23 protein-coding genes and 2 tRNA genes are annotated in these 23,385 nt (G+C 59.4%); 20 read left to right on the top strand and 5 right to left on the bottom strand.

All coding sequences use genetic code 11. The features are described from left to right. Positions 1-3 precede the first annotated feature (3 nt). The 7 genes from nusB to ACB037_RS03405 all read left to right on the top strand — a co-directional run bounded on the left by nusB (position 4) and on the right by ACB037_RS03405 (position 7,923). Positions 4-417 (top strand): transcription antitermination factor NusB, encoded by a 414-nt coding sequence (nusB, locus tag ACB037_RS03435; RefSeq protein ID WP_010675390.1) that lies wholly within the window; start codon positions 4-6, stop codon positions 415-417. Between the two features lie 57 nt (positions 418-474). Beyond that, entirely contained in the window at positions 475-1,434 is a 960-nt protein-coding gene (gene thiL, locus ACB037_RS03430) for a thiamine-phosphate kinase (protein ID WP_039040298.1), read from the top strand. After that, complete coding sequence (locus ACB037_RS03425; RefSeq protein ID WP_128313240.1) at positions 1,431-1,919, top strand: phosphatidylglycerophosphatase A; 489 nt, start codon at positions 1,431-1,433, stop codon at positions 1,917-1,919. The genes thiL and ACB037_RS03425 overlap by 4 nt, the downstream gene beginning before the upstream one ends. 647 nt (positions 1,920-2,566) lie before the next feature. Next, a complete protein-coding gene (locus ACB037_RS03420) occupies positions 2,567-4,291 on the top strand; it encodes an ABC transporter ATP-binding protein (protein WP_010675387.1) in 1,725 nt (574 codons plus the stop codon). A 58-nt stretch (positions 4,292-4,349) separates the two neighbouring features. After that, on the top strand, positions 4,350-5,906 hold the full coding sequence (locus ACB037_RS03415) for an ABC transporter substrate-binding protein (RefSeq protein ID WP_010675386.1): 1,557 nt from the start codon (positions 4,350-4,352) through the stop codon (positions 5,904-5,906). Between the two features lie 96 nt (positions 5,907-6,002). After that, on the top strand, positions 6,003-6,977 hold the full coding sequence (locus tag ACB037_RS03410; protein WP_010675385.1) for an ABC transporter permease: 975 nt from the start codon (positions 6,003-6,005) through the stop codon (positions 6,975-6,977). Between the two features lie 4 nt (positions 6,978-6,981). Further along, positions 6,982-7,923, top strand: coding sequence for an ABC transporter permease (locus tag ACB037_RS03405; RefSeq protein ID WP_043153239.1), 942 nt, complete (start codon positions 6,982-6,984; stop codon positions 7,921-7,923). Between the two features lie 220 nt (positions 7,924-8,143). Here ACB037_RS03405 and dxs read toward each other — a convergent pair whose 3' ends face one another. From dxs to xseB, 3 genes are read right to left on the bottom strand one after another with little or no spacing between them, the layout of a single operon-like run. Next, on the bottom strand, positions 8,144-10,009 hold the full coding sequence (gene dxs, locus ACB037_RS03400) for a 1-deoxy-D-xylulose-5-phosphate synthase (protein ID WP_045525788.1): 1,866 nt from the start codon (positions 10,007-10,009) through the stop codon (positions 8,144-8,146). Positions 10,010-10,030: 21 nt separating this feature from the next. Further along, complete coding sequence (gene ispA / locus ACB037_RS03395; protein ID WP_039040295.1) at positions 10,031-10,921, bottom strand: (2E,6E)-farnesyl diphosphate synthase; 891 nt, start codon at positions 10,919-10,921, stop codon at positions 10,031-10,033. After that, the gene (xseB, locus tag ACB037_RS03390; RefSeq protein ID WP_010675381.1) at positions 10,922-11,173 is read right to left on the bottom strand and encodes an exodeoxyribonuclease VII small subunit; all 252 of its coding nucleotides are present in this window, start codon (positions 11,171-11,173) and stop codon (positions 10,922-10,924) included. A 234-nt stretch (positions 11,174-11,407) separates the two neighbouring features. Here xseB and pomA point away from each other — a divergent pair, with 234 nt between their 5' ends. The 3 genes from pomA to greA all read left to right on the top strand — a co-directional run bounded on the left by pomA (position 11,408) and on the right by greA (position 13,692). Continuing rightward, positions 11,408-12,166, top strand: a complete 759-nt coding sequence (pomA, locus tag ACB037_RS03385; RefSeq protein ID WP_029314770.1) for a flagellar motor protein PomA — start codon at positions 11,408-11,410, stop codon at positions 12,164-12,166. Positions 12,167-12,176: 10 nt separating this feature from the next. Further along, positions 12,177-13,070: a flagellar motor protein MotB gene (locus ACB037_RS03380; RefSeq protein WP_042878323.1), complete on the top strand. Its 894-nt coding sequence runs from the start codon at positions 12,177-12,179 to the stop codon at positions 13,068-13,070. Positions 13,071-13,215: 145 nt separating this feature from the next. Then, positions 13,216-13,692, top strand: coding sequence for a transcription elongation factor GreA (greA, locus tag ACB037_RS03375; protein WP_045525791.1), 477 nt, complete (start codon positions 13,216-13,218; stop codon positions 13,690-13,692). A gap of 47 nt (positions 13,693-13,739) precedes the next feature. Here the strand turns inward: greA and ACB037_RS03370 are convergent, their stop codons facing one another. Beyond that, on the bottom strand, positions 13,740-14,333 hold the full coding sequence (locus ACB037_RS03370; protein ID WP_045525793.1) for a PilZ domain-containing protein: 594 nt from the start codon (positions 14,331-14,333) through the stop codon (positions 13,740-13,742). 105 nt (positions 14,334-14,438) lie between these two features. Beyond that, on the bottom strand, positions 14,439-14,735 hold the full coding sequence (gene yhbY / locus ACB037_RS03365; protein ID WP_010675376.1) for a ribosome assembly RNA-binding protein YhbY: 297 nt from the start codon (positions 14,733-14,735) through the stop codon (positions 14,439-14,441). Positions 14,736-14,832: 97 nt separating this feature from the next. On the opposite strand from yhbY, the gene rlmE reads away from it, so the two are divergent. The 10 genes from rlmE to nusA all read left to right on the top strand — a co-directional run bounded on the left by rlmE (position 14,833) and on the right by nusA (position 23,368). Then, positions 14,833-15,462 (top strand): 23S rRNA (uridine(2552)-2'-O)-methyltransferase RlmE, encoded by a 630-nt coding sequence (gene rlmE / locus ACB037_RS03360; RefSeq protein ID WP_045525795.1) that lies wholly within the window; start codon positions 14,833-14,835, stop codon positions 15,460-15,462. Positions 15,463-15,507: 45 nt separating this feature from the next. Beyond that, on the top strand, positions 15,508-17,460 hold the full coding sequence (gene ftsH, locus ACB037_RS03355) for an ATP-dependent zinc metalloprotease FtsH (RefSeq protein ID WP_039040290.1): 1,953 nt from the start codon (positions 15,508-15,510) through the stop codon (positions 17,458-17,460). Between the two features lie 84 nt (positions 17,461-17,544). After that, a complete protein-coding gene (gene folP, locus ACB037_RS03350) occupies positions 17,545-18,390 on the top strand; it encodes a dihydropteroate synthase (RefSeq protein ID WP_045525797.1) in 846 nt (281 codons plus the stop codon). An 18-nt stretch (positions 18,391-18,408) separates the two neighbouring features. Further along, positions 18,409-19,743, top strand: a complete 1,335-nt coding sequence (glmM, locus tag ACB037_RS03345; protein WP_010675372.1) for a phosphoglucosamine mutase — start codon at positions 18,409-18,411, stop codon at positions 19,741-19,743. Positions 19,744-19,874: 131 nt separating this feature from the next. Then, complete coding sequence (gene tpiA / locus ACB037_RS03340) at positions 19,875-20,639, top strand: triose-phosphate isomerase (protein WP_104452435.1); 765 nt, start codon at positions 19,875-19,877, stop codon at positions 20,637-20,639. Beyond that, positions 20,640-20,966 carry a preprotein translocase subunit SecG gene (gene secG / locus ACB037_RS03335; protein WP_010633113.1) on the top strand — a complete coding sequence of 109 codons (327 nt, stop codon included), beginning with the start codon at positions 20,640-20,642 and terminating at the stop codon, positions 20,964-20,966. Positions 20,967-20,973: 7 nt separating this feature from the next. Continuing rightward, a tRNA-Leu gene (locus ACB037_RS03330) sits at positions 20,974-21,058 on the top strand. A 91-nt stretch (positions 21,059-21,149) separates the two neighbouring features. Next, positions 21,150-21,226 (top strand) — tRNA-Met (locus tag ACB037_RS03325). Positions 21,227-21,392: 166 nt separating this feature from the next. Beyond that, entirely contained in the window at positions 21,393-21,851 is a 459-nt protein-coding gene (gene rimP / locus ACB037_RS03320; RefSeq protein ID WP_010675370.1) for a ribosome maturation factor RimP, read from the top strand. Between the two features lie 14 nt (positions 21,852-21,865). Then, positions 21,866-23,368, top strand: a complete 1,503-nt coding sequence (gene nusA / locus ACB037_RS03315; RefSeq protein WP_039040286.1) for a transcription termination factor NusA — start codon at positions 21,866-21,868, stop codon at positions 23,366-23,368. The last annotated feature ends 17 nt before the right edge of the window (positions 23,369-23,385 follow it).

Raw genomic sequence — 23,385 nt, 5'->3', positions numbered from 1 at the left:
GCATTGAAACCGTCCGAGCGCCGTAAGGCCCGCCATTGCGCCACCCAGGCCATCTACCAGTGGCAGATGACCCAGGCCAACGTGGGCGACATCGAAGAGCAGTTCAAGATCGATCAGGACACCAAGGGTGTGGACCTGAACTATTTCCGCGATCTGCTGTTCGGGGTAGCGGTCCACTGCAACGAGCTGGACAAGGTGTTCGCGCCTTTCCTCTCCCGTCCGCTGGAAGAAGTGGACATGGTGGACAAGGCGATCCTGCGTCTGGCGACCTACGAGCTGACCCGTCGTGAAGATGTGCCGCCGCGCGTGGTGATCAACGAAGCGATCGAGCTGGCCAAAGCCTTCGCCGCCGATGACAGCCACAAGTTTGTCAACGGCGTCCTGGACAAGGTGATCAAGACGCTGCCCAAGCGCTGATCCTGCTGTCCGTCAGCAATTAAGAGAGGAGCCAGCTTATTGCTGGCTTTTTACTGTATGGGTGAATTTGAGCTGATTGAGAAGTACTTCAAGGTCCCCCACGCCCGCAAGGACGTGGTGATGGGCCCTGGAGATGACTGTGCCCTGCTGACCCTGCCCCCCGACGCCCAGTTGGCGGTGAGCACGGACACCCTGGTGAGCGGCGTGCACTTCTTCCCCGACATGGATCCGGTGGATCTCGGCTACAAGGCGTTGGCGGTCAATCTCTCCGATCTGGCCGCCATGGGTGCCGAGCCGCGCTGGGTCTCCCTGGCCCTGACCCTGCCCGCCATCAACGAGCGCTGGGTCGCCGGTTTCGCCGAAGGGTTCCTCGAGCTCGCCGAGTACTACAACGTGGCGCTGGTGGGGGGAGACATGACCCGCGGGCCCCTCTCCATCACCGTCTCGGTGAAAGGATCGGTCCCGGCAGGTCGCGCCCTGATGCGCAGCGGCGCCAAGGCCGGTGACGGGGTCTACGTGACCGGTACCCTGGGAGATGCCGCCCTGGCGCTCTCCCACCTGCTGGGCAAGCGCACCCTCAACGAGAACCAGCTGGCGGCCGTGTTGCCGCGCCTCGACCATCCCCATCCCCGCATCCTGGCCGGTCAGGCCCTGCGCGGGCTGGCCAGCAGCGCCCTGGATCTCTCCGACGGCCTGGCGTCTGATCTCGGCCACATCCTCAAGGCGTCCGGCGTGCGGGCCCAGATCGATCTCAACCTGCTGCCCCTCTCCCCCGTGTTGCAGGATGCAGTGCCGGCCATGGATGCCTGGCAGCTGGCCCTGGCCGGGGGCGACGACTACGAGCTCTGCTTCACCGTGCCCCAGGAGCACCACGGCGCCCTGGACACGGCGCTGGCCAATTGTGGCGTGAAGTTCACCCGCATCGGTCGCATCCTGGCCGGGGAGCCTGGCATCGACTACCTGCAAGACGAACAACCCGTCGAACTGCACCTCAAGGGCTGGGATCACTTCGCATGATGTCTTTCAAGATAAAGCCCGAACTGACGCGGCTGAGCCTTAAAAACCCGCTCCACTTCCTGGCGGTGGGCTTTGGCTCCGGTCTCTCCCCCAAGGCGCCGGGCACCATGGGGACCCTGGCAGCCATCCCGCTCTATCTCTTGGTGAGCGGGCTGCCGACCTCCTGGTTCATCGCCCTGCTGGTGGTGGGTTTCGTGGCGGGCATCCGCATCTGCCAGAGCGCCACCGACGCCATCGGGATGCCGGATCACGGGGCTATCGTCTGGGACGAGGTGATCGGATTCGGGGTCACCATGATTGCGGCCCCGGCCGGCTGGGAGTGGGTGCTGGCGGGCTTCGTGCTGTTTCGCCTGTTCGACGTGCTCAAGCCCTGGCCCATCTCCTGGTTCGATCGCCGCATTCACGGCGGGCTTGGCATCATGCTGGACGATCTCATCGCCGGCCTGTTCGCCCTGGCCTGCATGCAACTGCTTGCCCACTGGTGAGGGGAGGTGGCTCCCGAACGCCCGTCTCGCTGTTTTTTCACTCCTCTCCTCTTGCAATGAGGCCGGATATACCGCACACGCAGGCCCTGAGGGGCCTGCGTTTTTTTGTATGCAATCCCTCCCGGCTTGCCGTGCCGGCGGGCCTGTGGCCCAGGTTGATCCTTCTGCATTGTCCCTATTTAGCTCTGCCTATTTTTCCTTACTCCAGATATGCTGCCGTCAAAAAATCATTTCACATAAATATTCACTACTCATTCGAAGCTGGTCAGCATAATGCTGATAGTGAATAAGATGGTTTGTTGCTATTTTGTTGAAACATAATTGGTTGATGGTCTCGCAATGCCAGCGTAATCTCTGGTAATGTGACTTTTATCGACATTTTAACCCTAGGGTGTCGGCATTCTCTGGGCAAAGTATTGCGAAATTGTATAACTGGATCATTTACACCCGCGGGCAAACCGACTAACTTACTCGCGGGTTATTCCAAAAAAATGCAAAAAACCCGCCCGGATCGCTGGTTTGGCTGCCTCATGGATTGAGCGTTAATTACACAACAACGGCTCTCGAGCAGTACCAAGGCACAACCAGCATCTGCGGCTGATTTACGGACGAATTATTTGGGACGGATGTCCCCCGCAGAGGTAACCATGTCCTTGCTTGAAGTCAAAAACTTGCGGATCGAGTACCCCTCCCGCTACGGGGTGCTTGCCGCGGTCAAGGATCTCTCTTTTTCTGTTGAAAAGGGCGAGATCGTCGGCGTCGTCGGTGAGTCCGGCGCTGGCAAATCCACCATCGGCAACGCCGTCATCGATCTGTTGAGCCCGCCCGGTCGCATAGCCCGTGGTGACATCTACCTCAACGGCGAGCTCATCTCCGGGAAGAGCCAGAACGAGATGCGGGCCATTCGCGGCTCGCGCATCGGTTTCATCTTCCAGGATCCCATGACCTCCCTCAACCCGCTGTTCACCGTGGAGCAGCAGCTGGTGGAGACCATCCTCGCCAACACCGACCTGTCCCGCGAGGCGGCCTTTGCCAAGGCCCTCGAGCTGATGGGGGCGGTGGGGATCCCGAACCCGGACGTGCGCATCAAGCAGTATCCTCACCAGTTCTCCGGTGGCATGCGCCAGCGGGTGGTGATCGCCATCGCCCTCTCCGGGGATCCCGAGCTCATCATCGCCGATGAGCCGACCACGGCGCTGGACGTCTCCATCCAGGATCAGATCCTCCAGCTCATCCGCAACCTGTGCAAAGAGCGCCAGGTAGGCTGCATGCTGGTGACCCATGACATGGGGGTGGTCTCCAACGTCACCGACAAGGTGGCGGTGATGTACCGCGGCGATCTGGTGGAGTTCGGCACCACGGAACAGGTGCTGGGCCGCCCCAATCACCCCTATACCCGCAGCCTCATCTCGGCGGTTCCCCGCTCGGATGTGAAGCTGGTGCGCTTCCCCCTGGTCTCCTATATCGAGGATGCCGGTGCGGCGGATACCAGCATCGATCTCAAGACCCACTGGCTCGGCCAGAGTCAGGACGAGCGCACCTATGAAGGCGCGCTGCTGCGGGTGGAGAACGTGGATCTGAAGTTCGTCACCAAGGATTCCATCTTCCCGAGCCGCCGCCAGTACGTGCGCGCCTGCAACAACATCAGCTTCGAGATCTTCGAGGGTGAGACTTTCGGTCTGGTGGGGGAGTCGGGCTCCGGCAAATCCACCATCGCCCGTGCCATCACCGGGCTCTATCCGCCCGATACTGGCAAGATTGTCTTCGAGGGGATCGATCTCACCGCCCTGAAAGGGGAGCACGAGCGTCGCCCCCTGCGCCGCCAGATGCAGATGGTGTTCCAGAACCCGTACTCTTCGATGAACCCGCGCATGAAGGTGCGTGACATCATCGCCGAGCCGATCCGCTTCCACCGCCTCGCCGAGAGCGAGCGGCAGATAGAGCAGATCGTCGGGGACCTGCTGGATCACGTGGGTCTGGGCCGCGGCGCCGGGGTCAAGTATCCCCACGAGTTCTCCGGTGGTCAGCGCCAGCGCATCTCCATTGCCCGCGCCCTGGCGACCCGCCCGCGCTTCCTCATCTGCGACGAGCCCACCTCGGCGCTGGATGTCTCGGTGCAGGCCCAGATCCTCAACCTGCTCAAAGACTTGCAACAGGAGCTTGGGCTCACCATGCTGTTCATCAGTCACGATCTGCCGGTCATCCGCCAGATGTGCGACCGCATCGGTGTGATGCAGCACGGTCATCTGGTGGAAGTGGCCGAGACCGAGAAACTGTTCACCAATGCCGAGCATGAGTACAGCCGCAAGCTGATCTCCCTCATGCCGGAATTCAAGGGAATGTCCCGCGAGGGGCTGGAAATCGCAAGCTAGGAAAGCACCGGTTCGCCGGTTTGTCTGTCAATAAAAAGCCAAAAGCATGGAGAAAGACATGAAGAAAGGATTATCCAAGATCGCCATGGCGCTGTTCGCCGCTGGTCTCGCGTTCAACGTTTCTGCTGCCGACATCAAGGTCGCCGTCGCGTCCGACGCCACCTCTCTGGACCCGCAGGAGCAGCTCTCCGGTCAGACCCTGGAGATGTCTCACCTGGTGTTCGACCCCCTGATGCGTTACACCCAGGATCTGCAGTTCGAGCCGCGTCTGGCCGAGAAGTATGAGCGCATCGACGACAAGACCGTCCGTTTCCACCTGCGCAAGGGTGTGAAGTTCCACTCCGGCAACGACTTCACCGCCGATGACGTGGTATGGACCGTCAACCGTCTGAAGGCCTCCCCGGACTTCAAGGCGATCTTCGACCCCATCGCCGAAGCCAAGAAGGTGGATGATTTCACCGTGGATCTCGTCACCGCCAAGCCGTTCCCGCTGGTGCTGCAGACCGTCACCTACATCTTCCCGATGGACTCCAAGTTCTATAGCGGCAAGACCGAGGCGGGCAAGGACAAGGCCGAGATCGTGAAGAACGGTGACTCCTTCGCCTCCACCAATGTCTCCGGTACCGGTCCGTTCAGCGTCAAGTTCCGCGAGCAGGGCGTGAAGCTGGAATACGTGCGCAACGCCAACTACTGGGACAAGGCCTCCAAGGGCAACGTCGAAAACCTGACCGTGGTACCGATCAAGGAAGACGCCACCCGTGTTGCAGCCCTGCTGGGCGGCGACGTGGACATGATCTACCCGGTTGCCCCGAACGATCTGGAGCGCGTGAAGAACGGCAAGGATTCCCAGCTGGTCACCCTGTCCGGTACCCGTGCCATCATCATCGAGCTGAACCAGAACACCAACCCGGCGCTGAAAGACAAGCGCGTGCGTCAGGCGATCAACTACGCCATCAACCAGGTGGGCATCGTCGACAAGATCAACAAGGGCTTCGGTACCCCGGCCGGCCAGCTGAGCCCGAAAGGCTACGCAGGCTACAACGAGGCGCTCAAGCCCCAGTATGATCTGGCCAAGGCCAAGGAGCTGATGAAGGAAGCCGGTTACGAGAAGGGCTTCAAGATGAGCTTCATCTCCCCGGCTGCCCGCTACGTCAACGACGTCAAGATTGCCCAGGCCGTCTCCGCCATGCTGTCCAAGATCAACATCAAGGTGGATCTGAAGACCATGCCGGTGGCCCAGTACTGGCCGGAGTTTGACAAGTGCGCCGCTGACATGCAGCTGATCGGCTGGCACTCCGACACCGAAGACAGTGCGAACTTCTTCGAGTTCCTGACCTTCACCAAGGATGCCAAGACCGGCATGGGTCAGTACAACTGCGGCGGTTATGCCAACGCAGAAGCTGACAAGATGGTGATGGAAGCCAACACCGAGACCGATCCTGCCAAGCGTGCCGCCATCCTGCAGAAGGTGGAAGCCATGCTGATCGACGACGCTGCCTATGTGCCGCTGCACTGGGAAGACCTGGCCTACGGTGCCAAGAAGAACGTCGACATCAAGCCGGTGGTCAACGTGATGAACTTCCCTTATCTGGGTGACCTGGTGGTCAACAAGTAAGCGAAGCGTTTAAGGAAGGACCCGGCGGGGCACCCATGGTTGCCCCGCCATTAACAGAAGCCTGTGCCAAGACACAGGCCACGTAGAAGGACAAGCATGTTTACATTCCTGCTGAAACGGTTCTATCAGGCCGTGATAGTGATGTTCGTCATCAGCCTGGTCGCCTTCTCCATCCAGGACAACCTGGGGGATCCGCTGCGCGAGCTGGTGGGACAATCCGTCTCCGAGTCCGTGCGCCAGGAGCTGCGCGACAAGATGGGACTCAATGATCCCTTCCTCGTGAAATACAGCCGCTTCTTGAAGAACGCGGTACACGGGGATCTGGGCACTTCCTATTTCTTCAAGCGACCAGCCCTCGAGGTTATCCTCGACAAGCTGGTGGCTACCCTTGAGCTGGTGTTTGCCGCCGCGCTTATCATCGTCGTGGTCTCCATTCCGCTGGGGGTTTATTCGGCGATAAGACCGCGCAGTTTCCTGACCAAGCTCATCATGGCGGTGAGCAGCATCGGCATCTCGATCCCGGTCTTCCTGACCGCCATCATGCTGATGTACCTCTTCTCCATCCAGCTGGGCTGGCTGCCGGCCTATGGCCGTGGCGAGACTTACAACCTGCTGGGCTGGGAGTCGGGCTTCTTCACCTGGGACGGTATCCTGCACCTGGTGCTGCCAGCTGTCTCCCTCTCCTCCATCATGCTGCCGCTGTTCATCCGGCTGGTGCGCTCGGAGATGCTGGAGCAGCTCTCCTCCGAGTACGTCAAGTTTGCCCGTGCCAAGGGGCTGGACAACAACAAGGTCTACTACCAGCACGCCCTGAAGAACACCATGCTGCCGGTCATCACGGTGGGCGGTGTGCAGATCGGGACTATGGTGGCCTACACCATCCTGACCGAGAGCGTGTTCCAGTGGCCGGGGACCGGCTTCCTGTTCCTTGAGGCGATCCACCGGGTCGATACGCCGCTGATCACCGCCTACGTCATCTTCGTCGGCCTCATTTTCGTGGTGACCAATACCCTGGTCGACCTGCTCTACGGGTTGATCAACCCGACCGTCAACCTGACCGCCAAGGGGTAAGCACATGAGTAACGCAGTGACTGCGAGCCCGAGTCGTTGGGCACGCTTCAAAAATTCCGACATCGTCTACTACTTCCTGCGGGACAAGGTAGCCATGTTCAGCTTTGCGGTGTTTGTGGTCTTCGTGCTGGCGGCTCTGCTGGCACCCTGGATCGCACCGCACAACGTCTATGACCAGACCAGCTTCGATCTGATGGATGCGGAGCTGCCCCCCTCCTGGCTGGAAGGGGGCGAGGCCCGCTTCTGGCTCGGGACCGACAACCAGGGACGCGACATCTGGAGCACCATCCTCTATGGCGCCCGCATCTCGCTGACCATTGGTCTATTCGCGGTGGGGCTGCAACTGGTGCTCGGTATCGTCATCGGTCTGATGGCCGGTTACTTTGGTGGTCGCATCGACAACCTGCTGATGCGCTTTGCCGACGTGCAGCTGTCGTTCTCCACCATGATGGTGGCGATTATCATCTCCGCCATCTTCCAGGCGACCTTTGGCTCCGAGTTCTACTCGAAGTTCGCCATCCTGATGCTGGTGGTGATCATCGGTATCGCCGAGTGGCCCCAGTATGCCCGGACGGTGCGCGCCTCCGTGCTGGCGGAGAAGAAGAAGGAGTATGTGGAAGCGGCTCAGGTGATGGGGTTCCGCGCCCCGCGCATCATGTTCCGCCACATTCTGCCGAACTGCCTGTCACCCATCCTGGTCATCTCCACCGTGCAGGTGGCGAACGCCATCATGAGCGAGGCGGCCCTCTCCTTCCTGGGTCTGGGGATGCCGGTTGATCAACCGTCCCTGGGGTCGCTCATCAGCGTGGGCTTCAACTACATCTTCTCCGGATCCTGGTGGATCACCGCCTTCCCGGGCCTCTGCCTGGTGGTGCTGGTGCTGGTGATCAACCTGCTGGGTGACTGGCTGCGGGATGTGTTCAACCCGAAGATCTACAAGGGCTGATAAACCTCTCCACGAACTGGCTGCGAGGCCGTGATCAAGGTTCAAGTGCTGCTCGCTTATGTGGAACCAAGGAGTGCTCATGTATGTCTCGGTTCCTGAGCGGTTTGTAACCTTGTTGACGGCCTTCTCGCGACAGGGCGTGAGCAGGTTTGGTCTGGCACAGTGAATAATAAAAAAGGGCGCCATCAGGCGCCCTTTTTTATTGCTTGCGATAACCTTGTCAGGCCTGCAGCCAGCTCTCGATACGGGTCTGAATGCCCACGCTGTCCAGCCCCAGCAGGGCGTAGATCTCATCCTGGGTGCCCTGCTCGATGAAGCGGTCCGGCAGGCCGAGGTTGAGCACCGGTTTGCACTGCTTGCAGCCCATCAGCAGCTCGTTCACCGCAGAGCCTGCACCGCCCATGATGGCGTTGTCCTCAAGGGTGACGAACTGATCGTGGGAGGCGGCCAGGGAGAGCACCAGCGCCTCGTCCATGGGTTTGACGAAGCGCATGTCCACCAGGGTGGCATCCAGCGCCTCGGCGGCTGCTCTGGCCTGTTGCAGCAGGGTGCCGAACGCCAGGATGGCGGTCCCCTTGCCCTCGCGAACGACACGTCCCTTGCCGAGGTGCAGGGCCTGCATCTCGCTCTCGGCCTGGATACCGGTGCCGCTGCCACGGGGGTAGCGCACCGCCGCTGGCCCGTTGCACAGATAGCCGGTGTAGAGCATCTGGCGGCACTCGTTCTCGTCGGACGGGGTCATCACCACCATGTTGGGTACGGTGCGCAGGAAGCTGATGTCGAACGCCCCCTGATGGGTCGGGCCGTCGGCCCCCACCAGACCGGCCCGGTCGATGGCGAACAGCACCGGCAGGTTCTGCAGCGCCACGTCGTGGATCAGCTGGTCATAGGCCCGTTGCAGGAAGCTCGAATAGATGGCGACCACGGGTTTCTGGTCGGCGATGGCGAGACCGGCGGCGAAGGTGACCGCATGTTGCTCGGCGATGGCCACGTCGAAGTAGCGATCCGGATATTGCTGGCTGAATTTCACCAGACCGGAGCCTTCGCGCATGGCGGGGGTGATGCCGACCACGCGCTCGTCCTTGGCGGCGATGTCGCACAGCCACTGACCGAAGATGGCGGAGAAGGTGGGTTTGCCACCGGCGCTCTTGGGCAGGGCACAGTCATCCGGGTTGAATTTGGGGACGGCGTGATAGCCAATGGGATCTTTTTCCGCCGGCTCGTAGCCCTTGCCCTTCTTGGTCTTGACGTGCAGCAGCTGGGGACCCTTGAGATTGCGCATGTTGCGCAGGGTTTCGACCAGGGCATGGATGTCGTGACCGTCGATGGGGCCGATGTAGTTGAAGCCGAACTCCTCGAACAGGGTGCCCGGTACCACCATGCCCTTGAGGTGCTCCTCGGCCCGCTTGGCGAGCTCCTTGACCGGCGGCAGCCCCGCCAGCACCTTCTTGCCCCCCTCGCGAATGGTGGTGTAGAGCTTGCCGGACATCAGCCTGGCGAGGTGATTGTTCAGGGCCCCCACGTTCTCGGAGATGGACATCTCGTTGTCGTTGAGCACCACCAGCATGTCCTTGTGGACGTCGCCGGCGTGATTGAGGGCCTCGAAGGCCATGCCGGCGGTGATGGCGCCATCACCGATGACCGCGACCACCTTGCGGCCAAGCCCTTCGCTCTCGGCCGCCACCGCCATGCCGAGCGCTGCCCCGATGGAGGTGCTGGAGTGGCCCACGCTGAGCACGTCGTACTCGCTCTCTTCCCGCCAGGGGAAGGGGTGCAGGCCATCTTTCTGGCGAATGGTGTGAATGCGCTCCCGTCGTCCGGTCAGGATCTTGTGGGGGTAGGCCTGGTGGCCCACGTCCCACACCAGTCGATCGAAGGGGGTGTTGTAGACATAGTGCAGGGCGACCGTCAGCTCGACGGTGCCAAGGCCGGAGGCGAAGTGGCCGCTGGAGCGGCTCACCGAGCGCAGCAGATACTCGCGCAGCTCGTTGCACACCACGGGCAGCCGCTCGAAGGGGAGGGATCGCAAATCGACCGGCGTGTCTGCGAGGGCCAGGTTGGGGAAATCGCTAATATCAACGCTCATATTGTTACTGTTATCCAGCGTTTAGTGGGTTCGCTCGATGATGTAATCGGCAAACGCTTCCAGAATGTCGGTATTGTAGGGCAAGGATTGCAGGGCTGTTAAGGCCTTGTCATGCAGTTCGCGAGCCAGCTCACGGGCATTGTCGAGTCCGAGCAGGGCCGGATAGGTACTCTTTTCCAGCGCCAGATCCGAGCCTTGCGGCTTGCCCAGGGTGGCGGTATCGCCCGTGATGTCGAGGATGTCGTCCTGCACCTGGAAGGCGAGTCCGATGGCGGCGGCAAAGGTTTGCAGGGCGGTGAGGGTGGCGGGTTCCACGTCAGCCTTGCACAGGGCGCCGAGGGTCACGGCGCACTCGATGAGGGCCCCGGTCTTGTGGCGGTGCACCTGCTCCAGCTCGGCGAGGCTGATCCGGCGCCCTTCGGCGTCCAGATCCAGTGCCTGACCGCCGCACATGCCGAGATAGCCGGACGCGCGGGCCAGGGCACTCAGCATCCGCACCCGGTTGGCCATCAATGTATCGGGCATGGGGTGGTCGGCCAGAATGGAAAACGCCAGGGTCTGCAGGGCATCGCCCGCCAGGATGGCTGTGCCTTCATCGAAGGCCTTGTGTACGGTGGGCTGACCACGACGCAGGTCGTCGTCGTCCATGGCGGGCAGGTCGTCGTGCAGGAGGGAGTATGCGTGAATGCACTCCACGGCGGCGGCGGGGCCATCCAGCAGTTCGCTCTTGACGCCCAGCATCTCGCCGACGGCATAGACCAGGAAGGGGCGCACCCGTTTTCCACCGAGCAGCAGGCCGTATTTCATCGCGTCCCGCAGACGTGGCGCCATGGCGGGCAGGGCGTCAAGCTGTGCCGAGAGGCAATCGTCGATGCGGCGCCGATGCAGGCGGGAGAAATCGTCCAGGGTCACTCACTCCTCTCCTTGTTCTGCTCGAAAGGGGACCGCTTGCTCGCTGCCATCGGCCTGGGTCAGGAGGATCTGGATCTTCTGTTCGGCCTGTTCCAGCTTCTGCTGGCCGGCACGCACCAGATGGATGCCCTGTTCGAATTGTTTGAGTGCCTCCTCGAGGGGGAGCGAGCCCTGTTCGAGTTGATGCACTATGGTTTCCAGCTCTTCCAGGGTGGCATCAAAACTCAGACGGTCGATTTTTTTACTGGCCATGTCCATCCTCGGGGATTGAAAAAAACGGCTCATCTTAACATCGACCGGCCACAGGGGGGAGGCAGAAAAACGCGGCGTCCTCAAACTATCCTGACCCTGGCCGATAAGAACGGGCATGCAACCACGCATTGCCGATCGGCGATTGCGGTGTGCCGGGCTTGCTGCCGGGGACGCAATAGCAGAAAATTCAACGCAATATAATGAGACGGCACGTTCGGCGACAGGAGTAGGGATGTGGATTTAGGGAGTCTGATAGGCTTAGTGCTGGGGTTCGGGGTCGTGGTGTACGGCATGTTGCTGGGCGGCCCCATGAGCATGTATGTGGACATGCCATCGGTCTACATCACCATACTGGGGTCCGTGTTCATCTGCATGATGAAATTCAACCTCGGTCAGTTTCTGATGGCCTTCAAGGTCGCGGGCAAGGCCTTCATGTACAAGGGGGACAAGCTCGACGATCTCATCACCAAGGCGGTGGAACTGGCGGATGCGGCCCGCAAGGGGGGCTTTCTGGCTCTGGAGGCGGCGGAGATCCCCAATACCTTCATGAAGAAGGGCATCGACATGCTGGTGGACGGCCATGATGCCGACGTGGTGCGTGCGGTGATGGAGAAGGACATCGAACTGACGTCCGAGCGTCACGCCACGGCCATCAAGGTGTTCCGCTCCCTGGGGGATCTCGGTCCGGCCATGGGCATGATCGGTACCCTGGTGGGGTTGGTGGCCATGCTGGCCAACATGAGCGACCCCAAATCCATCGGTCCGGCCATGGCGGTGGCCTTGCTGACGACCCTGTATGGCGCAATCGAGGCCAACATGATTGCCATCCCCATCGCGGACAAGCTGGAACTGCGCAGTGGCGAGGAACAGTTGAGTCGCACCCTGATCCTCGACGCCATCATGGGGATCCAGGATGGACAGAACCCGAGGGTGATCCAGGCCATGTTGCAGAACTACCTGAATCAGTCCAAACGCAACAACGGGACCGAATAGGAGCGCGCAGATGGCAAAGTGCAAGTGCCCGCCTCCCGGATTGCCCGGTTACATGGGAACCTTCGCGGATCTCATGTCCCTGCTGATGTGCTTCTTCGTGCTCTTGCTCTCCTTTGCCGAGATGGATGTGCAGAAGTTCAAGCAGATCGCCGGTTCCATGGAGAAGGCGTTCGGGGTGCAGAACATCCTGGAGGTCAAGGATATTCCCAAGGGAACCTCCGTCATCGCCCAGGAGTTTCGTCCTGGTCGCCCCGAGCCGACGCCTATTGACACCATCATGCAGCAGACCATCGACATGACCCAGACCGAGCTGGATTTCCAGCCTGGGGATGCGGACAAGGCGGGTGGACATGACAAGACCGAAGGCCAGCAGAGCGGTGGCGATACAGCCCAGGAGGCCCAGAAGGCGCAGGAACAGTCCAACACCCTGGCCAAGGCTCTGGCGGAGCAGATGCAGGCCCAGATCCAGGATGGGGCCATCGAGATAGAGGCGCTGGGTCAGCAGATCATCATTCGCATTCGCGAGAAAGCGGCGTTCCCGGCGGGATCCGCCTTCCTGCAACCCCAGTTCTGGCCGGTGATCCGCAAGGTGGCTGCGCTGCTCAAGGATGTGCCGGGGGAGATCACCGTCTCCGGCCACACCGACAATGTGGCCACCGAGGACGAGTTGTTCCAGTCCAACTGGGAGCTTTCATCCCAGCGGGCGGTGGCGGTTGCCCACCAGATGATCAAGGTGCCCGGTTTTGACGGCAATCGTCTGGTGGTGCAAGGGATGGCGGATTCCCAGCCGCTGGTGCCCAACAACAGCCCGGAGAATCGGCGCATGAACCGACGTGTCGAGATCGCCATCATGCAGGGCAAACCGACGGTGTCGGCTCCGCTTGGCGTCTCGGAATCCAAGTAACGCTGGCCCAAAGCGGGATCCCGCTCGCAGGGGCTGACATGGATTTTGTGGCGGCTTCATATTAAGATGCCCCATCCGAACCGACAGCTGCGGCTCTCTTTTGATTGCCGCAGCTTCTCTTTATAAAGCAACCCAGGTTTCGACTATGAATCATACTCCGATGACTGTTCGCGGCGCTGAAAAGCTGCGTCAAGAGCTCGATTATCTCAAGACCGAGCTGCGTCCCCAGATTATCGAAGCGATTGCTGATGCCCGTGAACATGGCGATCTGAAAGAAAATGCCGAATACCATGCCGCCCGCGAGCAACAGGGTTTCTGTGAAGGCCGCATTCAGGAAATCGAAGGCAAGCTCTCCAATGCCCAGATTATCGATGTCACCAAGATTGCCAACAATGGCCGTGTCATCTTCGGCGCAACCGTGACCCTGCTCAAAAGTGAAACGGAAGAGGAAGTGATCTACCGCATCGTGGGAGACGACGAGGCGGACATCAAGCAGAACATGATTTCCGTGAACTCCCCCATTGCCCGCGCCCTGATCGGCAAGGAAGTGGATGACGTTGCCATCGTCAAGACGCCGGGTGGCGATGTGGAGTACGAGATCCTGGAAGTTGCCTATCTCTGACTGAACGTCGGGGAAAGAGACAGGGGAGCCGGGCTCCCCTGTTGTCTTTAGTCACCCTGATAGGCCTGGACGAAGGCGTCCTGGTGGCGCTGGAAGAGCCAGTCCCGCAATTGTTCCTGATCCTCCTTGCCCAGCCGGAACTGGACGGCCCAGTCATGGTGATGTTGATTGGCATCCACGTGCCTGACGAGGGTGCCTGTCATGGCCAAGGGAGGGAGATCCTCGATGCGAAGGTATCCGCCAAGTGGATCTCCCTTGGCAAAGGAGTCCGGCAAGCCGGCCACGATGAGACCGCCAAGGGAGAGGCTGTATACCTCGTACTCCGCGTCTTCGGTGCAGAGCACGGCCTTTTCGTCGAGTCGCCAGGCGCGCAGATGGGGCGAACCCAGCTCGGTAATGGTCGGTGCGGCGATGCGCAGCTCGGCGTGGCCCTCCTCTGCCTGGGTGCAGTGGAGCGGGAAACGCAATTGGTAGCCGGCGATGCGGGCTTCGAGTGTCAGAGGCTTGGCTCGCTGCAACAGGCTTTGGAGAGGAAGGGGCAGGGTGCCGCGCAGGTATTGGCTGGTGGCAATGTCTTCATCGTTTCCCAGGTCCCGCAGCATGGCCAGTTCTTCATCGGTGAGGAGCTGATGCTTGTCCATAGTGGGTGTCCACGGCTATTCATCGCAGGTTAAGGGCCTGGCAACTATTTTGGCAAGCGACTTGGGAAGAAGGGAAATGAAGGAAAGAGCGAATGCTCTTTCCTGTTACTTGCGCGGCAACTGGATCTTGGGCTCTTTGGCCTGACGGTAGATGGTCAGTACATGGCCCATACTCTGTACCTTGATGGCGCCGGTCTCGCGAACGATGGCATCCATCACCAGCTGTTTCATCTCACGATCTTCAGACGCAACCTTAACCTTGATCAGCTCGTGGTGGTTCAGCGCCAGATCGATCTCGGCCAGCACCCCTTCGGTCAGACCGTGTTGTCCCAGCAGGACGACCGGCTTCAGACTGTGGGCCAGGCCCTTGAGGTACTGTTTCTGTTTATTGTTGAGAATCATGGCAATTTCTTCATAAGTCAGGGTTGAAAGGGGCGTATTCTACCCCCACTTAGCCCTTAATACTAATAACCCTTGTGGTTTTTTAAAGTCGACAATCATGACCCAGAAAAAACGTTCCCCCAGTTCAACCCGCTGGTTAAAAGAACATTTCGACGACCAATACGTCAAGAAAGCCCAGAAGTTGGGACTGCGCTCTCGCGCCGTTTTCAAGATCGACGAGATCCAGGGCAAAGACCGGCTGCTCAAGCCGGGGATGACGGTAGTGGACCTGGGGGCTGCTCCCGGCGGCTGGTCCCAATTTGCCATCGACCAGGTCGGTGACAAGGGGCGCGTCATTGCGTGTGATATTTTGCCGATGGATTCCATTGCCGGTGTCGATTTCCTGCAAGGGGACTTTCGGGAGGAAACTGTACTCGGCGCCTTGCTGGAGCGAGTCGGCCCCGAGAAGGTGGATGTCGTCATGTCCGACATGGCGCCCAACATGAGCGGTACCCAGCAGGTGGATCAAGCCCGTGCCATGTACCTGGTGGAACTGGCGCTGGACATGTGCAATCAGGTCCTGAGCAGTAATGGCAGTTTTGTAGTCAAGGTGTTCCAGGGGGAAGGGTTTGATGCCTATCTCAATGAAATACGTAGACTTTTCTCTGTCGTCAAGATTCGAAAACCAGACTCGTCCCGTGCTCGTTCACGAGAAGTCTACATTGTGGCTACCGGTTTTAAACTGTAGTACCCTAACCCTCATCGTTAACTGTCAGTCTGCGAGGTCATTGATTTGAGTGACATGGCGAAAAACCTAATCCTGTGGCTGGTCATCGCCGTCGTGCTGATGTCGGTGTTCAATAGCTTCAGCCCCAGCGATACCACCAGTCGCCAGCTGGACTATTCCAGCTTCGTGAAAGAAGTGACCCAGGAGCAGATCCGTGAAGTGCGGATGGATGGCAAGGTCATCAATGGCGTCAAGCGCACCGGTGAACGTTTCACCACCATCATTCCTGCGCCGGATCCCCAACTGCTCAACGACATGCTCAACCATAACGTCAAAGTGATGGGTGAGAAGCCGGAAGAACCGTCCCTGATCACGTCCATCTTCATCTCCTGGTTCCCGATGCTGTTGCTGATCGGTGTCTGGGTCTTCTTCATGCGTCAGATGCAGGGCGGCGGCGGCAAGGGTGCCATGTCGTTCGGCAAGAGCAAGGCTCGCCTGATGAGCGAAGATCAGATCAAGACTACCTTCGCCGACGTAGCCGGTTGTGACGAGGCAAAGGAAGAGGTCAAGGAGCTGGTCGACTATCTGCGTGACCCGACCAAATTCCAGAAGCTGGGTGGCAAGATCCCGACCGGCGTCCTGTTGGTAGGTCCTCCCGGTACCGGTAAGACCCTGCTGGCCAAAGCCATTGCAGGCGAGGCCAAGGTGCCGTTCTTCACCATTTCAGGTTCGGACTTCGTGGAAATGTTCGTGGGTGTCGGTGCCTCCCGTGTGCGTGACATGTTCGAACAGGCCAAGAAATCCTCCCCCTGCATCATCTTCATTGATGAGATCGATGCGGTCGGTCGCCAGCGTGGCGCCGGTCTGGGTGGTGGTCACGACGAACGTGAGCAGACCCTGAACCAGATGCTGGTTGAAATGGATGGTTTTGAAGGCAATGAAGGCATCATCGTCATCGCCGCCACCAACCGTCCCGACGTACTGGATCCTGCTCTGCTGCGTCCAGGTCGTTTCGACCGCCAGGTCGTGGTCGGCTTGCCGGATGTTCGCGGTCGTGAGCAGATCCTGAAAGTGCACATGCGCAAGGTACCGCTGGCGGATGACGTCAATCCGGCGCTGATTGCCCGTGGTACCCCTGGTTTCTCCGGTGCCGATCTGGCCAACCTGGTGAACGAGGCTGCCCTCTTCTCTGCTCGCGAGAGCCGCCGAGTGGTCTCCATGCTGGAGTTCGAAAAGGCGAAGGACAAGATCATGATGGGGGCGGAACGTCGCTCCATGGTGATGAAAGAGTCCGAGAAGGAGATGACGGCCTATCATGAAGCGGGTCACGCCATCATTGGTCGCGTGGTGCCGGATCATGACCCTGTCTACAAGGTCTCCATCATTCCGCGCGGCCGTGCGCTGGGTGTGACCATGTACTTGCCGGAGCAGGATCGCTGGAGCCACTCCAAGCAGCATCTGGAGTCCATGATCTCCAGCCTGTATGGCGGTCGTCTGGCGGAAGAGTTGATCTACGGTGCCGAGAAGGTATCGACCGGTGCATCCAACGACATCGAACGTGCCACCGACATCGCCCGCAAGATGGTCACCCAGTGGGGCATGTCCGAGCGTCTCGGCCCCATGCTCTACGCAGAAGAGGATGGTGAAGTCTTCCTCGGCCGCAGCATGGCCAAGGCCAAGCACATGTCTGACGATACCGCCCGCATCATCGATGCCGAGGTCAAGCAGGTCATCGATCGCAACTACGATCGTGCCAAGCAGATCCTGCTGGACAACATGGATGTGCTGCACACCATGAAAGATGCATTGATGAAGTACGAGACCATCGATGCCAAGCAGATCGATGATCTGATGGCGCGTCGCGAGGTCCGTGCTCCCAGCAACTGGCATGATGAGCATGGTGACACCCCGCAAGGTGGTGCCAGCGTGAACAACGGGCCGGAGGCCAAGGCGCCGACTGAAGAGGGCAGTGCACCTCTGAGTGACATCGACAAGGCGAACGATGTCCCGGCCAAATAAGTTGTCATGATACAAACCCCGGGCTTGCCCGGGGTTTTTCTTTGCACGAAGAGTTTGCCGCTCTTGTTGGAGGTAGTTGAAGCAATGCAGTTAATCAGCAAGGGACGTCCCCTTTCTCTCGACCGTCCCCATGTCATGGGCATTCTCAATGTGACGCCGGACTCCTTTTCAGATGGTGGCCGCTTCAAGCAGATCGATCTGGCGTTGGGTCATGCCCGCGACATGGTGGCCGATGGGGCCACCCTTATCGATATAGGTGGCGAGTCGACCCGCCCGGGCGCCCCCGACGTGAGCGAGCAGGAGGAGCTGGACAGGGTCATCCCCGTGGTGGAGCGCATGGTCGCCGAGCTGGATGTGATGATCTCCCTCGATACCTCCAAGGCGATTGTCATGCGGGAGGGTTGTGCTGCAGGTGGTCACCTCATCAATGATGTCCGCGCCCTGCAAGAGCCCGGTGCCCTGGCCGCCGCGGCAGAGGCTGACGTCCCCGTGTGCCTGATGCACATGCAGGGACAGCCCAGAACCATGCAGGCCGAACCCCACTACGACGATTTGCTGGGGGAGGTGAGGGGCTTCTTCGACGAGCGGATTGCCGCTTGTCTGGAGGCCGGTATCCCGCGTGAGCATCTGGTACTGGATCCAGGCTATGGCTTTGGCAAGACGCTGGCGCACAACTATCAGCTGCTGGCCCAGCAGGCGTCACTGCTCGATTACCAACTTCCGCTCTTGGTGGGCATGTCACGAAAGTCTATGATAGGCAACCTGCTTGACCGCCCGGTAGCCGAGCGGTTGGCTGGTAGTCTGGCCTGTGCCCTGATCGGGTTGCAACATGGTGCCAGGATCATCCGGGTGCACGACGTGCGGGCCACCATGGATGTCTTGCGTACAGGCTGGATGACCATGACGGGACAAGATTTCATATCCAAATAGAAAAACGAGAAACAGACAATGACCAGAAAGTACTTCGGCACCGACGGCGTGCGCGGCAAGGTGGGTGAATACCCGATCACCCCGGATTTCGTCATGAAACTGGGCTGGGCCGCCGGCAAGGTGCTCTCCAAGAAAGGGACCAAGAAGGTGCTGATCGGCAAGGATACCCGTATCTCCGGTTACATGCTGGAGTCAGCACTGGAGGCGGGGCTCTCCGCCGCCGGTCTCAAAGCCATACTGATGGGACCCATGCCCACCCCGGCGGTTGCCTACCTGACTCGCACCTTCCGTGCCGAAGCCGGCATCGTCATCAGTGCATCCCACAACCCCTATTACGACAACGGCATCAAGTTCTTCTCCGCCGACGGCACCAAGCTGCCCGATGATGTCGAGCTGGCCATCGAAGCCGAGCTCGACAACGAACTCAAGTGCGTGGAGTCCGCGGAGCTTGGCAAGGCGCAGCGCATCGATGATGCGGCTGGTCGCTACATCGAATTCTGCAAGAGCACCTTCCCCTCCAATCTGAGCCTGGAAGGGCTGAAAATGGTGGTGGATTGCGGTCATGGTGCCACCTACCACATCGCCCCTTCCGTCTTCCGCGAGCTGGGTGCCGAAGTCATCGCCATCGGCTGCAGCCCGGATGGGCTCAACATCAATGACGGCGTCGGTTCCACCGCACCGGAGGCGCTGGCCGCCAAGGTCCAGGAATGCAAGGCAGATCTCGGCGTCGCTTTCGATGGTGACGGCGACCGTCTGGTGATGGTGGACAGCACAGGTTACATCATCGACGGGGATGAGATCCTCTACATCATCGCCCGGGATGCCCTGCGCCATGGCCGCCTCAAGGGCGGTGTTGTGGGCACCCTGATGGCCAACATGGGACTGGAGCTGGCGCTTCAGACCCTGGGCATCCCCTTTGCCCGTGCCAAGGTGGGTGACCGCTACGTGCTTGAGATGATGAACGAGAAGGGCTGGCGCATCGGGGGCGAAAACTCCGGTCATATCATCTGCCTGGATCAGACCACCACGGGGGATGGTATCGTCGCCGCCCTGCAGGTGCTGACGGCCATGCGCAGTGCCGAGATGCCGCTGGCCAAATTGCGTTCGGGCATGAGCAAGTTCCCGCAAGTGCTGGTCAATGTGCGCTTCGCCGAAGGCAAGGATCCGCTGACCTCAAGTGTCGTTCAGCAGGAAGTGGCGGCAGTGGAGCAGGAACTGGCCGGCCGTGGCCGGGTGCTGCTGCGCAAATCTGGCACCGAGCCCCTGATCCGGGTCATGGTCGAAGGTGAACACGAACAGCAGGTGCGCGATATGGCAGAGCGCATCGCCAAACAGGTCGAGTCGGCGTTTTAATGAACAACCAAGGCGGCTTTTTAGTCGCCTTGGTTGTATCTTGTTCAAACGATTCGAAAATTTGAAAATAGCACTTGTCAGCTGAGCATCCTCTGGATATTATCAGCCCCGCTTTCGCAAGGGAGTTGCCGATGGGACATCGCAAGCCGTTTGTAGCAGCCAACTGGAAGTTACACGGTAGTAGGTCGCAGTTAGAGCAGTTTACGAGTCAGTGCACAGAGCGCATTGATGAAGACGTAGATGTGGTCTTGTGTCCATCCCATGTGCATCTCGGTTTCACGGCCGAACTGCTCGGTGAGCAGGGAAGAGTGAAGCTGGGGGCTCAGAACGTGAGCCAGCACAGACAGGGCGCTTATACGGGTGAAATCTCGTGTGAGATGCTGGTCGAGGCAGGTTGCCGATATGTACTTGTTGGCCACTCCGAGCGCAGGCGTCTCTTTGGTGAGACCAGTTTTATCGTCGCAGAGAAGTTTGCGGCAGTCCGAGCAGCAGGTCTGATACCCATACTTTGTCTGGGTGAGTCAGGCGCGGCGAGGCAGGCAAGAAGAACCTTTGAGGTGATTGCCGAGGAACTGGACATCGTCATAGAGAAAAATGGCGCGATGGCTTTCGATAATGCTATCATCGCCTACGAGCCAATCTGGGCTGTAGGTACAGGTAAATGCGCCACACCCGAGCAGGCACAAGAGGTTCATTCCTTTATTCGCAGTCGCTTGGCGGAGGATACTCCGGTAATAGGTGAGAAAGTCAGAATCATCTATGGTGGGAGCGTGACACCGGCCAATGCACAAGATTTGTTTGCGCAGCCCGATATTGATGGCGGTCTGATAGGCAGGGCAAGTCTTGATGGCGAGGCGTTTTTAGGAATAGTTGAAGCGGCAAAGGGTGCAAGTTAAATGTACGAGATTCTTTTGGTCGTTTATCTGCTGGTATCGCTGGCTCTGATTGGTCTGGTGATGATTCAGCAAGGTAAAGGGGCTGATATGGGCGCCTCCTTCGGCGCAGGGGCATCGAATACAGTGTTCGGCTCCGGTGGTTCAGGCAGCTTCCTGACCCGCACAACAGCGATTTTGGCTACTTTGTTTTTCTTGATTAGTCTGGTTCTGGGTTCCATGTCCAGCAACAAGGTCAAGCAGGGTAGTGAATGGGAAAATCTGCAACAGACTCAACAAGTTGAGCAGAGCAAAGCGCCAGTGAAGAAAGATACTGACGTTCCCGAATAAGAGTTTTGCCGTGGTGGTGGAATTGGTAGACACGCTATCTTGAGGGGGTAGTGCTCTAGGGTGTGCGGGTTCGAGTCCCGCCCACGGCACCAATTAAGCAGTGAACCCGGGTAACCGGGATGTTATAGCCGCAGAGTCTTGTCTCACGAGAGTGAAGTGGCTATAATCTCGCACGATTTCGGACGCGGGGTGGAGCAGCATGGTAGCTCGTCGGGCTCATAACCCGAAGGTCGTCGGTTCAAATCCGGCCCCCGCAACCAAATTTCACGCATTTCCTACGCTCAGGAAGGCGGTCGCTGCGAGGCGACAATCAGGGTAAAGCGCCAAGCCCCGATTTGACATCGGGGCTTTTTGTTATGTGCAATTTACTCTGAATCTATTTCTATCTGGGCTATATGCCCTTTTTTCGTTTTTCGGAGGGTGACTTTGGCTACGTTGGAACAACGTTTGACCGATCTGCTCGAGGCTCCGGTCGTTGCCTTGGGTTTTGAACTGTGGGGTATCGAGTTTATCCGTGCGGGTAAGCACTCGACCTTGCGCGTTTTCATCGACTCGGAGCAAGGCGTGACGGTGGAAGACTGTGCCGAGGTGAGCCGCCAGGTCGGCGCCATCATGGATGTCGAAGATCCCATCACCGAGGAGTACTACCTTGAGGTGTCTTCCCCGGGTCTGGATCGTCCACTGTTCAAGGTCGCCCAGTTCGAAAAATACGTTGGCCAGGAGGCGGCGGTAACGCTTCGGATGGCAACAAACAACCGCCGCAAGTTCAAAGGCGTAATCAAAGCCGTGCAGGGGGACATGATCACTCTGACGGTAGATGGTAAGGACGAGGTGTTGGCTTTCACCAATATCCAAAAAGCGAACATAGTGCCGAACTTTGGTTAACGAGGCTATCGGATATGAATAAAGAGATTTTGCTGGTCGTTGACGCTGTGTCCAACGAGAAGGCTGTCCCCCGCGAGAAGATTTTCCAGGCTCTGGAGACTGCGCTGGCGACTGCGACCAAGAAAAAATACGAAGGCGAGATTGAAGTGCGTGTCGAGATCGATCGCAAGACCGGTGACTATGACACCTATCGCCGTTGGGTCGTGGTGGCCGATCAGGCTTCCATGGAGAACCCGTACGGGGAAATCACTCTCGAAGCCGCTCAGATCGAGCAGCCGGATATCCAGATCGGCGACTATGTTGAAGACCAGATTGACTCTGTGACCTTCGACCGTATCACCACCCAGACCGCCAAACAGGTCATCGTGCAGAAAGTGCGCGAGGCCGAGCGTTCCCAAGTCGTTGACCAGTTCAAGGACAAGGAAGGCACCATCATCAGCGGCGTGGTCAAGAAGAGCAACCGCGACAACGTGATCCTGGATCTGGGCAGCAATGCCGAAGCCGTGATCTTCCGTGACGACATGCTGCCCCGTGAGACCTTCCGTCCCGGCGACCGTATCCGTGGCCTGCTCTACGCCGTGCGTCCGGAAGCCCGTGGTTCCCAGCTGTTCGTCAGCCGCTCCAGCCCGGACTTTCTGAAAGAGCTGTTCCGCATCGAAGTGCCGGAAATCGGCGAAGAGATGATCGAAATCATGGGCGCCGCCCGTGATCCGGGTTCCCGCGCCAAGATCGCGGTGAAGACCAACGATCGTCGTATCGACCCGATCGGTGCCTGTATCGGCATGCGTGGTGCCCGCGTTCAGGCCGTCTCCGCCGAGCTGAGCGGTGAGCGTGCCGACATCGTGCTGTACGATGACAACCCGGCCCAATACGTGATCAACGCCATGGCGCCAGCCGATGTGGCCTCCATCATCGTCGATGAAGACAACCACACCATGGACATCGCCGTGGAAGCCGCCAACCTGGCCCAGGCCATCGGCCGCAACGGTCAGAACGTGCGTCTGGCCTCCCAGCTGACCGGTTGGGAACTGAACGTGATGACCGTCGAGGACATGCGTGCCAAGCACCAGGCCGAGAACGACCGCATCCTGACGCTGTTCACCAGCACCCTCGACATCGACGACGATTTCGCCGGCCTGCTGATGGAAGAGGGCTTCTCCACCCTGGAAGAGATCGCCTTCGTCCCGGTCAACGAGCTGCTGGCCATCGACGGTCTGGATGAAGACATGGTCGAAGAGCTGCGCAAGCGTGCCAAGGATGCCCTGACCACCAAGGCCCTGGCCAAAGAAGAATCCTTTGAAGGCGTCGAGCCTTCCGAAGAACTGCTCAATCTCTCCGGCCTCGGCCGTGAAATGGCCTATGCCCTGGCCGCTCGCGGTGTCGGCACCTTGGAAGATTTGGCAGAGCAAGGTATCGATGACCTTGCCGACATCGAAGAGTTGACCGCCGAGAAGGCTGGTGAGCTCATTATGGCTGCTCGCAATATCTGTTGGTTCGGAGAAGAGCAGTCTGAATAAGGTCAAACGGAGGAAAA

The sequence above is a fragment of the Aeromonas sp. S19(2024) genome, assembly GCF_041402625.1.
Lineage (GTDB): Bacteria > Pseudomonadota > Gammaproteobacteria > Enterobacterales > Aeromonadaceae > Aeromonas > Aeromonas caviae.
This window is presented reverse-complemented; position numbering and strand designations above follow the sequence as displayed.

What these genes read in the sequence shown, in the direction of transcription:
- thiL (WP_039040298.1), top strand. Translation starts at nt 475, where the DNA reads ATGGGTGAATTTGAGCTGATTGAGAAGTACTTCAAGGTCCCCCACGCC.
- ACB037_RS03425 (WP_128313240.1), top strand. Translation starts at nt 1,431, where the DNA reads ATGATGTCTTTCAAGATAAAGCCCGAACTGACGCGGCTGAGCCTTAAA.
- ACB037_RS03420 (WP_010675387.1), top strand. Translation starts at nt 2,567, where the DNA reads ATGTCCTTGCTTGAAGTCAAAAACTTGCGGATCGAGTACCCCTCCCGC.
- ACB037_RS03415 (WP_010675386.1), top strand. Translation starts at nt 4,350, where the DNA reads ATGAAGAAAGGATTATCCAAGATCGCCATGGCGCTGTTCGCCGCTGGT.
- ACB037_RS03410 (WP_010675385.1), top strand. Translation starts at nt 6,003, where the DNA reads ATGTTTACATTCCTGCTGAAACGGTTCTATCAGGCCGTGATAGTGATG.
- ACB037_RS03405 (WP_043153239.1), top strand. Translation starts at nt 6,982, where the DNA reads ATGAGTAACGCAGTGACTGCGAGCCCGAGTCGTTGGGCACGCTTCAAA.
- dxs (WP_045525788.1), bottom strand. Translation starts at nt 10,009, where the DNA reads ATGAGCGTTGATATTAGCGATTTCCCCAACCTGGCCCTCGCAGACACG.
- xseB (WP_010675381.1), bottom strand. Translation starts at nt 11,173, where the DNA reads ATGGCCAGTAAAAAAATCGACCGTCTGAGTTTTGATGCCACCCTGGAA.
- ACB037_RS03380 (WP_042878323.1), top strand. Translation starts at nt 12,177, where the DNA reads ATGGCAAAGTGCAAGTGCCCGCCTCCCGGATTGCCCGGTTACATGGGA.
- greA (WP_045525791.1), top strand. Translation starts at nt 13,216, where the DNA reads ATGAATCATACTCCGATGACTGTTCGCGGCGCTGAAAAGCTGCGTCAA.
- ACB037_RS03370 (WP_045525793.1), bottom strand. Translation starts at nt 14,333, where the DNA reads ATGGACAAGCATCAGCTCCTCACCGATGAAGAACTGGCCATGCTGCGG.
- yhbY (WP_010675376.1), bottom strand. Translation starts at nt 14,735, where the DNA reads ATGATTCTCAACAATAAACAGAAACAGTACCTCAAGGGCCTGGCCCAC.
- rlmE (WP_045525795.1), top strand. Translation starts at nt 14,833, where the DNA reads ATGACCCAGAAAAAACGTTCCCCCAGTTCAACCCGCTGGTTAAAAGAA.
- folP (WP_045525797.1), top strand. Translation starts at nt 17,545, where the DNA reads ATGCAGTTAATCAGCAAGGGACGTCCCCTTTCTCTCGACCGTCCCCAT.
- glmM (WP_010675372.1), top strand. Translation starts at nt 18,409, where the DNA reads ATGACCAGAAAGTACTTCGGCACCGACGGCGTGCGCGGCAAGGTGGGT.
- tpiA (WP_104452435.1), top strand. Translation starts at nt 19,875, where the DNA reads ATGGGACATCGCAAGCCGTTTGTAGCAGCCAACTGGAAGTTACACGGT.
- secG (WP_010633113.1), top strand. Translation starts at nt 20,640, where the DNA reads ATGTACGAGATTCTTTTGGTCGTTTATCTGCTGGTATCGCTGGCTCTG.
- nusA (WP_039040286.1), top strand. Translation starts at nt 21,866, where the DNA reads ATGAATAAAGAGATTTTGCTGGTCGTTGACGCTGTGTCCAACGAGAAG.